Raw genomic sequence first — 10,795 nt, 5'->3', positions numbered from 1 at the left:
AAATGCGCTCTCCGCCAATTAAAAGATCATAATCCTGGCCCAAATAGCTTTCTACAGTTTGTAAACCCTTTAAATATGCTTCACGATGTTCTTCTTCTTTAAAGTTCGTGAATGGCTCATGCTTATAAGGTTGTACCATTTTTACCGCCTCCTGAGTATACAAATATCAAACGCCAGATAGTAGCGCCCCGTCCCGCTCAAAACATGCTGGAACAAGGACTGCCATTCTCTTAAAACGTTTTCATCCAAAGACTATATTAACATGAAAATAACATTATCTTCAAACATTCTCCGCTGATGTTATATATTAACATCTAAAGAGCGAAATTGCGGCTTCTCTTAGAAGGATAAGGAGTTGAAGGCTTATGGTTCAGGGTTGGATAAAACTGTTATATATTTTTTTTAGTACTGTTCTCTTAAAACACAAAAACCCAGAAGGTGCTTCTCATGCACTTCTGGGTACCTGGTTTTCTAATGATAGATATGGACAAAAGGTTCACTTTGGTCTGCTTTCCGGACTACAATCGCTTCCGGGCCGTTGACTGATGAGATGTTTACCTGGACTGAGATGTATTCAGGGAAGTGTTTGACAACAAGCCCTGTTACATATTGGGTAAACCCAATACCTTCTGCTTTCCCATAGAATTGGATTGGGATATCAATGTTGATTTCCTGCAATTGGTCCTGGGCATAGAAAGCCTTCCCGATAACTCCATTGAAGTTAGGGAAGTATGTTTCCACATCCTGTTTAAAGTTAAGAAAAGCGGTTAAATCATCACGATGATTTTTTTCGGCTGCGCTTGAAGGGAACAGGACATATTTCTCGCTGATCTTTTCCCATCCGCCCAGCTTATTGCTTCCTTTGTCTGCCTTAGCATATGCAAAAAAGCTTCCCGGCACAACCGAAGTCCTTGCCTGCTGTTCAAACAAAGCAATGGTTACCGGCACATCCTTCAGACCCTTGATTTGCCGTATTCTCTGAAGGACTTCTTCAGCCATCTTTTTGCCTTCCTGTTCAAGAACAGCCCGTTTAATATCTGTCTCAAAAGTAGCACCATATTGCTCTTTCTGATAATAATGAACAGAGTTCATGGCAAGACCTATCACAACTCCGCCAAGACCCACTTTTCCATCATCGTTTTTCAGCAGATAGTTGTGCTCAAGTATATGTGCCAGGTATATCGGGCTTTTTTCATTATTTTTATCAATATCTCCGCCATCGGCAATCATTGGATTTAAGCCAATGTTGTCTTCCGCTTTCAGCTCGCGTTCCTTCAGCTGATCGTCAGTGAATTTGCGGTTCAGCCACGCCTGAACTGTTCCTCTTTTTAAATACTGGCCTTCCTGGAATAAGTATTTATCCGGATCAAATGAGTTTTGTGCCACACGCATTAGTCCTGTCTCAAATTCATTAATGTCATATTTAGTGCTTATATTATTGACCACAAGACCTCTGGACTCACTTGGTTCAAATGGCAGCAGCGTTCGATAATACTTGTCTGAAATTTTATAGTTCGGAATGATTGCCTTATCCTTTTCGTTCTTGTCTTCCTGAACAACTTCCTCTTGGCTTTTAAAATTAGGCGCACAGCCAGCAAGAAGAAGGGTCAGGGATAAAGCAAGCATCATGAGTTTTTTCACGGAGCTTACACCCTCTTACTTATTTAATTCTTCAACCAGTCTCTCCTCGTTCCAAACTTCTACACCCAGCTCCTGGGCTTTCGTCAGTTTGGATCCGGCGTCTTCTCCGGCGATTACTACATCTGTTTTCTTGCTGACGCTTCCGGATACTTTGCCGCCAAGCGCCTCTATTTTATCTTTTGCTTCATTTCGGCTCATGATTTCAAGCTTTCCTGTCAGAACGACCGTTTTCCCTGCAAAAAAGCTATCTGAGCTTTCGGCTGAAACTGGCTTGGGACCATTATAAGCCATGTTGACTCCGGCTGCTTTCAGCTCGGCAATCAGTTCATGGGCTTCCTCTTGTTCAAAGAAGGAAACAATGGAGTCCGCCATTTTTTCACCAATTTCATTAATTGCTGTTAAATCATCCCGGGACGCTTTTTCAAGTGCCTCCATATGGCTAAACTCCTTGGCAAGCGTTTTGGCTGCCTTTGCTCCCACATGGCGAATACCCAGGCCAAATAACAATTTTTCAAGAGAATTCCCTTTGGAGGTTTGAATGGCCTGAAGAAGATTATTTACCGATTTTTCACCCATCCGTTCGAGCTGGATGAGCTGATCATAGGTTAATTTGTAGATATCTGCCACATCTTTAATCAGATTTTCGGCAAATAATTGGCTGATCACTTTTTCACCAAGACCATCAATGTTCATGGCGTTACGGGAAACAAAATGAATAAGGCCTTCTCTGATTTGTGCCGGGCACTTCGGATTGATGCAGCGCAAAGCCACTTCACCATCAAGACGGACCAGTTCGCTCTCACATTCCGGACAATGTGTCGGCATATTAAAATCCTGCTCCTCACCCGTTCTCCTGTCTGCCAGTACATTCACTACTTCGGGAATAATATCGCCCGCTTTTTTCACAACCACCTGATCGCCAATCTTAATATCTTTTTCGCGGATCAAATCTTCGTTATGAAGTGAGGCCCTCTGGACAGTCGTCCCGGCAACACGGACAGGCTCCAGAAGCGCAGTTGGGGTAACTACACCCGTGCGCCCCACACTTAATTCAATATCCCTGAGTGTAGTAACAACCTCTTCTGCAGGGAATTTATAAGCTATGGCCCAGCGCGGGCTTTTCGCAGTAGCTCCCAGCTGCTCCTGCTCCTCCAGTGAATCGACTTTGATTACAATACCATCAATGTCATAAGAAAGATCCGGACGTTTGCCGGTCCATCCCTGTACATATTCAATTACTTCCTCGATGCTTTCACATCTTTTGCGTTCTTTATTTGTTTTGAATCCGAGGCTATCCAGAAAATCCAGACCTTCACTGTGAGATTCAATCCCTGTATTCCCCGCATTCGCTATGCCATAGACAAAAATATCGAGATTGCGCTTTGCTGCAAGGCGCGGATCCAGCTGCCTTAAGGAACCTGCGGCCGCATTCCTTGGATTAGCAAACGGCTCCTCCCCATTCTCTTCTTTTGCTTTATTCAGTTTCTCAAAAGAACGTCTTGGCATGAAGGCCTCACCGCGGACTTCCATCGTGACATTCTCTTTCAGCCGAAGTGGCATCGAACGGATAGTCTTTAGATTAGCAGTAATATTTTCGCCAATGGAGCCGTCACCGCGTGTGGCGCCGAGAATAAATAAACCATCCTCATAGCGCAGGGAGACAGCCAGCCCATCAATCTTCAATTCACACACATAAGAAACATTTTCTCCGGTACCCTGGCGGACACGGCGGTCAAAGTCTCTTAAATCCTGTTCGTTGAAGGCATTTCCCAAACTGAGCATCTGTGACTGATGCTCGACTTTTTCAAACATATCAAGGATTTCCCCTCCAACCCGCTGTGTGGGAGAGTCCTCTGTTTTCAGTTCAGGGAATTGTTCTTCAAGCTCAATCAGTTCCCTCATCAGCCTATCGTATTCAGCATCTGGAACAGACGGCTGATCAAGAACATAATACTCATAATTATACTGATTCAAAAGGTTGTGCAGATCTTTCACCTTTTTTTCTGCCAATTGAAGGTCCATACATTCAACCCTTTCTATAATCCAATGAAAATGCAGCGGGGTTATGCCTTTGTAATCGGTGCAAATTTGGCCAGCAGACGCTTAATGCCAACTGGTTTTGGGAACGCAATATCCAGCTCTGTTCCTTCGCCGGATCCTTTCACACTGACAACAGTACCTGTTCCCCATTTTCCGTGCTGAGCTTTGTCGCCAACCTTCCAGGCAATATCGTCACCGCCTGTATTCGATGCAGAAGGACGAATCACTGCTTTCCGCTGAGGCTGTGCTCCCCTTGAAGCAGATGGAGAGCCAAACGGTGATGATCCAAATGGAGACGGCTTTTTAGCAGGTTCAAGGCCATCCAGCAAGTCAGCAGGTATTTCTTTAATAAATCGGGATGGCGGATTCATGTTCGTGCGTCCAAATAAAGTACGCATTTGAGCATTCGTAATGAAAAGCTCCTCTTCTGCCCTGGTGATTCCCACATAAGCAAGGCGCCTCTCCTCTTCCATTTCAGACTCTTCCATTAGAGAACGGCTGTGCGGGAATACACCTTCCTCAAGGCCCAGTAAAAAGACAACAGGGAATTCAAGCCCTTTTGCTGAATGAAGTGTCATAAGAACAACAGATTCGGCTTTTTCACCATCATCGTCCAATTTATCAATGTCAGCTACAAGAGCCAAATCAGTCAAAAATGCGATAAGCGATTTGTCTTCGCTGGCTTCTTCAAAGTTTTTTGTAACAGACAGGAATTCATCAATGTTTTCCAGACGGCTCTGGGCTTCAATGGACTTCTCGGCAATCAGCATATCGCGATAGCCTGATTTTTCCAAAAGCCCTTCCACAAGTTCTGTCACAGACAGGTATTCCTGCATTTGTGTATAGTTTTTAACTAAATCCCTGAATTCAATGGCCCCTTTTGTAATTTTCGGGCTCAAGCCAATCAGTTCAATTGATTCAAGTGCTTCAAACATGCTCATTTCATGAAGCTGTGCAAAGTTGGCGATTTTATCAACCGAACCGGAGCCGATTCCGCGCTTCGGCACATTAATCACACGCTGAAGGCTGATATCATCATCCGGATTGGCAATCAGACGCAGATAAGCAAGGATGTCCTTGATTTCTTTGCGGTCATAGAACTTGATGCCTCCGACAATGGAATACTCTATGTTCGACTTTAACAGCACTTCCTCCATTACACGGGACTGTGCATTGGTCCGATACAAGATCGCGATATCCGAAGCGCTTCGCTTGCCGGTGCTGATGTATTCCTTGATTTTACCTGCAACAAACTGAGCTTCTCCCTGCTCGCTGTCAGCACGATAGTAGAAGATCTTATTGCCTTCTGCATTTTCGGTCCAGAGGTTTTTCGGCTTTCTGTTCAGGTTCTTGCTGATGACTTCGTTCGCAGCCAACAGGATTCTTTTCGTTGAACGGTAATTTTGTTCAAGCATGATGGTTTGTGCATTAGGATAATCCTTCTCAAAGGAAAGAATGTTGGCAATGTCCGCACCGCGCCATTTATAAATGGACTGATCCGAATCACCGACTACACAAAGATTCTTAAATCGGCTTGCCATTAGCTTTACAAGCATATATTGGGCTCTGTTTGTATCCTGATACTCATCCACATGAATGTATTGGAATTTTCTCTGATAATATTCCAGCACTTCCGGAACCCGCTGGAACAGCTGAATCGTGATCATAATTAGATCATCGAAATCAAGCGCCTGGTTGCGTCTTAATCTCTTTTGGTATTCTGTATATACATCACTGGCAACTTGCTGAATATAATCTCCAGCTGTTTTCGCATACTCTTCAGGGGTAATCAATTCATTTTTTGCCGAACTGATCGATCCCAGGATTGCACGGGGATCAAATTTCTTGGGATCCAGGTTTTTATCCTTTAGGATCGATTTAATAACGGATTGCTGGTCCGTTGAATCCAGAATTGTGAAATTGCGGTTATAGCCAATCCGGTCAATATCTCTTCTCAAGATACGCACACACATCGAGTGGAACGTTGAAATCCAGATATTATCTGCTGCTCCGCCCATCATGTTATGGATACGGTCACGCATTTCACGGGCTGCTTTGTTTGTAAAAGTGATTGCCAGAATATTGTAGGGGTTCACACCCTTTTCTACCATTAAGTAAGCAATTCTGTGCGTAAGGACTCTTGTCTTTCCGCTTCCCGCTCCTGCCATTATAAGAAGTGGTCCGTCAGTTGCTTTTACCGCATTTTGCTGCTGCGGGTTAAGTCCGTTCAATAATTTCTCTGTTAAAAATTGCATTCCTTCTCTTCACCACCATAGAAACATATGTTCTTATACTCTATTTTATCTTGTTTGCTGAGCATCAGCAACCTGAATTAAGCACGAGCTGCATTGACTGTGGCCAATGCAGCCTGCAGATCATCATAAATAACATTTCCGACCACAATGACGTCCGCATGCTCGGCCATTTCTTTTGCCTGTCCTGCACTCAGGATGCCTCCTCCGTAAAATAATACGGTATCTTCAAGCGTATTTTTCACCTCTGAGACCACTTCTGGATCTCCGTACTTTCCGCTGTATTCGAGATAGAAGATGGGCAAGCGGAACATTTTCTCTGCCATCATGGCATATGCCCTTACCTCTCCAAGAGATAAATCTGTGCGTGAATTGGTGACTTGCGCGGCTTTACATTCTTCATTAAGGATGCAATAGCCCTGAACAAGGATTTCTTCCCAATTCATAATATCCCCATATTCTTTTACAGCTTCCTGATGAAGGCCTGTAACCCATTTCACATCCCTGCTGTTAAGCACTGTCGGGATAAAATACAGGTCAAACCCCGGTGTAACTGAATCAATGGACGAAACCTCCAGCACACAGGGAACCGTGTATCTGCGGATGCGGGCCATTAAATCCAGCACCTTCTCCAATGTGACCCCGTCTGTTCCGCCCACAATAATCGCATCGGTCCCTGACTCGCAAATCTTCTCCAGGTCTTCATCTGATATATTTTTATCCGGATCGAGCTTGAATACATGGCTCCATTCGCGAACATCATACATGCAAAATTGCCTCCATTCTATCATTCCATTTCATCATTATATCATTTAAGATTGGGAATAAAAAATATAAGCAGGATGTAAGAATGGGGTGGAAAAATATTAATAGAAGACAAAGAAAAAACCGCGGGAACATCCCCATCGGTTTAAGCAAAACGAATATTTACGCTTTTTCAGGTTCTTCTTCTTTAATTCTTTCCAATGCCATTTCATAGGCATCATTTCCATAGTTGAGGCAGCGTTTTACACGTGAAATGGTTGCCGTGCTGGCACCCGTATCTGTTTCAATTTTATGATACGTTTTTCCTTCACGAAGCATGCGTGCCACTTCCAGGCGCTGTGCCAGGGATTGTATTTCATTCACTGTACATAAGTCGTCAAAGAATCGGTAGCACTCCTCAAGGTCTTTTAAAGATAATACTGACTTAAATAACTGATCCAGTTCTTTGCCTCTTAGCTTATCAATTTGCATATATTTGCATACCCCTTTATTGTAATAGTTTTAAATTAAGGTTCTTGTTAAAAATTTTCCTGCATGAACTCTGCCCCGTTGATTTCCGCTGCGGACACTTGCTTTCCGCGGGGAGGAATGAGAGCCTCCTCGGCTTCGCCTGTGGGGTCTCTCACTTCCCTCACTTCCCGCAGGAGTCAAGTGCCCTCCGCTCCAATCAACTCAGAGAATAGATTAAATTAGCGATTTTATAGTTACAGAATCTAATTTTTAGCTTCAAAGGAAACCGTTTGCTCAAGGCCCGGGTTTGATGGAACGATGTTGATCCATGTTTTCCCCGGAACCAGGCCAGTCTGCTGGCCGTTTAAGACAGGAAGAATTCGCCCGTCAATATTTTCCCACTGCACCTCTGTCACTTTTCCTTTTTGAAGGAGATATCCTTTTCCCCCAGAAGTTAAGTTAATATCACGGCGGCCTGCGCTGTCAACCACTCGATGGTCTGCTTCTGCAATGAAAATGTTATCGAGTAATGCAGGTTCCCCGGATTTGTAGTCAGCTGTAAGCTCGCCATTGGAATATCTTTTGTATTTCTCAAGTCCTGCATCATATTCATAGATAACATTGAATAATTCATTGTCCAGGTAGGAGATCATGGCAGAGTCAGCTTTCTCTCCCTGAATGGCCTTTACCTCTTCCTTTGACAGGAACTTAAGAGATTTCGGTTCATCTTCCATTGCATAATTTTTTTCTTTTGCACCCTTCAGGACATTGTCAAAAGAAATATAGGAATTATGCGGAGCCTTTCTGAAGCTTTCCCTTTTAAACAGGGTACCGTCATACTGCATTCCGTTGAGGTTATCTACATACCCCTGATCCAGCAGCTCTTTGGCCTCCGGACTGTAGCCGTGGGCAATGTAGAGGCTGTCATAGCCTTTGGCCAGCTCAATATAATAATCCCTGGAACTTCTGACAGGCCCTATCATGTCGGGCCGCTCACTTTGAAAAATAGCAAGAAAACGAGTCACGTCCCCTTCTGCCAGCATTTCATAGACGACATCAGCCTGGTTAAGCCCCGATTGCGGACGGGCTTTTGGATGATTATTGATCATCACCGCTACAGCCCTTCCATCCACTTCGGTTTCCGACCCGAAGCCTGTGAGCGGATATTGAAATGGAAGTTCTTTTTCAGCACTGACACCTTTTGTGGCTTCTTCCGCTTTTTCCGTCTCCTGCTTTGCCGGCTCCTCTGCTTTTTCTTTACTGCAACCAGAAACGATAAGCATTGCCGCTGCTGATACAGCTATCCATCTTTTTAACATTTTCCACCCCTGTGATTGTTGCTTTTGATGCGGATTCTATGTTAGCTCCCTTGAGCAGTTTTAATCTCTATCTATTACATCTCTTTCATATTTTAACGCATTATCGTTGGAAAGAGTACCGTTTTATTCATGACATCATACATTCCCTGCTGGGTAATCCTGATATAAGGCAGATGGGTTGAAGAGAAAAAGAGCAGCGTATACATTGAATCTTCATGTCTGTAGCCTTGATCACGCAAATAATGCACAAGCTGTTTTTCTTCCTGCATTAATTCCTCCACATTTTTATGGGACATGACACCTTTTAAGCGGAGCTCCATCTCCTGGACAATTCTTCCGCCTTCAGATATGACAATGCCTCCGCCAATTTCTTTCAGCCGGTTAAAAGCATTCAGCATTTCCTGTTTGCTTTTGCCGATTAAGATGATGTCACCGGTATTGGAAAATGAACTTGCCATTCCATCCAGGCTTTGCGAAAAGCCTTTAAGTATGGTATTTATACGCCATTTTCCATTCCGGTCAACAAGCATGAAGAAACATTCATCATGATCTTTCTCCAGCTCTTCGGATGATACGTCAATCGTGATGGAGTATGGCTTCGTAATAACAGCATTCTCGAGTTTTATCCCGAAAGGCATGGAGAATTGCATATCATCTGCCGTCAGCTCCCAATCAATCTCCATCGGTTCAAAGCCGTAATCATCCCATGCTACAGGCTTATAGGCATGCTGGTTTTCACCATCTCTTTTCACCCATTCCCCTTTGGCAATAACGGATATAGGAGTTGGTTCGTTTTCATCTGAGAGGAAATTGATATTGGCAACCCTTCCTGTCGCAATCGAGCCATGTAAATAATCAATTCCATAATGACGGGCCACATTGATGGTTGCCATATTATACGCATCAATAACCGGCACTCCTTTATCTATGGCAATGCGGATCATATGATCAATGATTCCCTGTTCATAAAAGGAAGAAAAGGAGCCGTCTGTTGTGAAAACCATCCGATCATATTGATCAATGCCCAGTTCATGCATTTCCTCCAATAAAACCGGCAGATCCGGACGGATGGAAGAATATCTGAGAGATACGGTATATCCCTGTAAAAGGCGATTATAGACATCCTTTCCTGTCATTGACTCATGATCACAATCAGCACCAAGCAGCATAAGCTTTGCCAGCGTTTTTTCGGACGCCCCCGGAAAATGGCCTTCAATCTTTTTCCTCATCCGCTTTGTTTCCTGAATCCAATGAAGCATCATATCATCGCCATCCAATAGCTTCGGCCAGCCTGTCAGCTCACCTCCCTGAAGCACCGCATCATGTTCTAGCCACGATTTAACGTTTCCATGGGAAAACACAGATTCTTCGCGCTGGATCTCTGTTTGAGCATCAAATCGGCACCACCAATAGGTTGTTGCAGGCATGTTTCTCATTTCCTTTAAAAAAGAAAACGCTTTCTTTTTATCCTGCTGTAAAGCAAGCACCATGTTGTCATTAATCAGGGTTGTTGTCCCAAACTGCGATGCATAGCTCGCCAGGGAATGGGGATTATATAATTGAAATGGATGGGCATGCGGCTCAATATATCCGGGTACGAGCGTAAGTCCTGTACAATCAATGACCTCGCACTGATCTGTTTTTTCCGGCAGCTTTTCGCCCACATAAACAATACGGTCGCCATAAATCCATACATTTGCTGTTATCCATTTGCGAAGCGCCTGATTCAGATAACGCGCGTCCTTAAGTAATATCGTCGGTGAAAGTTTTCCGTCCAATACGGAAACATGTTCACGCAAGTGCCTGTTTTTCCAACGGTAACGCTGTTCCAGCACTATACTCCCTCCCTTGTTGACATCTATATATAAAAGACTCTGTTTTTAGTATGAATACAATGAGTTAAATGGCTTTATATCAATAAAGAAAGCCCTTTCATTTGCTCTTGTTTTACTATAGTAACATATTTCACTGTTTAACGCATTAAAGAATCAGTAAAAGATTGTAAAAATTTCGTGAAAGTGGTGGGACCTATGCATGTAAAATCAAATATCGGCATTGTAAATGCCTTAATACGCATAACAGTCGGACTAACGGTACTGGCCTGGAGCACTTCAAAGCTTGTGAAGAGGCCTTGGAGGGACTCATATCTTGTGATGGCCATGCTTGGAGGCATGAAAGTGGCAGAGGGGATTGTCCGCTTTTGCCCATTGACAGCTCTTTTTGAAAGAGGCCAGGACATGGTTCAGGAAAAGAGAGGAAATCACAATAATAATAATGAGGCTGTTGAGGAGATTCTGCCTTATAATCCGTCTTAAGAAAAGCGGAAGC

At 43.7% G+C, this 10,795-nt stretch carries 8 protein-coding genes; 1 reads left to right on the top strand and 7 read right to left on the bottom strand.

The window, feature by feature from the left end:
* Positions 1 to 471: 471 nt before the first annotated feature.
* The 7 genes from CHI10_RS17195 to CHI10_RS17165 all read right to left on the bottom strand — a co-directional run bounded on the left by CHI10_RS17195 (position 472) and on the right by CHI10_RS17165 (position 10,302).
* A complete protein-coding gene (locus tag CHI10_RS17195) occupies positions 472 to 1,641 on the bottom strand; it encodes a CamS family sex pheromone protein (protein ID WP_095245438.1) in 1,170 nt (389 codons plus the stop codon).
* A 15-nt stretch (positions 1,642 to 1,656) separates the two neighbouring features.
* On the bottom strand, positions 1,657 to 3,663 hold the full coding sequence (gene ligA, locus CHI10_RS17190; protein ID WP_095245437.1) for an NAD-dependent DNA ligase LigA: 2,007 nt from the start codon (positions 3,661 to 3,663) through the stop codon (positions 1,657 to 1,659).
* A gap of 41 nt (positions 3,664 to 3,704) precedes the next feature.
* Positions 3,705 to 5,936, bottom strand: coding sequence for a DNA helicase PcrA (gene pcrA / locus CHI10_RS17185; protein ID WP_095245436.1), 2,232 nt, complete (start codon positions 5,934 to 5,936; stop codon positions 3,705 to 3,707).
* A gap of 77 nt (positions 5,937 to 6,013) precedes the next feature.
* On the bottom strand, positions 6,014 to 6,700 hold the full coding sequence (gene pcrB, locus CHI10_RS17180) for a heptaprenylglyceryl phosphate synthase (RefSeq protein WP_095245435.1): 687 nt from the start codon (positions 6,698 to 6,700) through the stop codon (positions 6,014 to 6,016).
* A gap of 160 nt (positions 6,701 to 6,860) precedes the next feature.
* Entirely contained in the window at positions 6,861 to 7,169 is a 309-nt protein-coding gene (locus CHI10_RS17175) for a YerC/YecD family TrpR-related protein (protein ID WP_009336752.1), read from the bottom strand.
* Positions 7,170 to 7,411: 242 nt separating this feature from the next.
* A complete protein-coding gene (locus tag CHI10_RS17170; RefSeq protein WP_095245434.1) occupies positions 7,412 to 8,467 on the bottom strand; it encodes a DUF3048 domain-containing protein in 1,056 nt (351 codons plus the stop codon).
* A 92-nt stretch (positions 8,468 to 8,559) separates the two neighbouring features.
* Entirely contained in the window at positions 8,560 to 10,302 is a 1,743-nt protein-coding gene (locus CHI10_RS17165) for an adenine deaminase C-terminal domain-containing protein (protein WP_179289071.1), read from the bottom strand.
* Between the two features lie 195 nt (positions 10,303 to 10,497).
* Here CHI10_RS17165 and CHI10_RS17160 point away from each other — a divergent pair, with 195 nt between their 5' ends.
* On the top strand, positions 10,498 to 10,782 hold the full coding sequence (locus tag CHI10_RS17160; protein WP_095245432.1) for a YgaP family membrane protein: 285 nt from the start codon (positions 10,498 to 10,500) through the stop codon (positions 10,780 to 10,782).
* Positions 10,783 to 10,795 lie beyond the last annotated feature (13 nt).

This window comes from Bacillus sp. 7894-2 (assembly GCF_002272225.1).
Classification (GTDB): domain Bacteria; phylum Bacillota; class Bacilli; order Bacillales; family Cytobacillaceae; genus Cytobacillus.
This window is presented reverse-complemented; position numbering and strand designations above follow the sequence as displayed.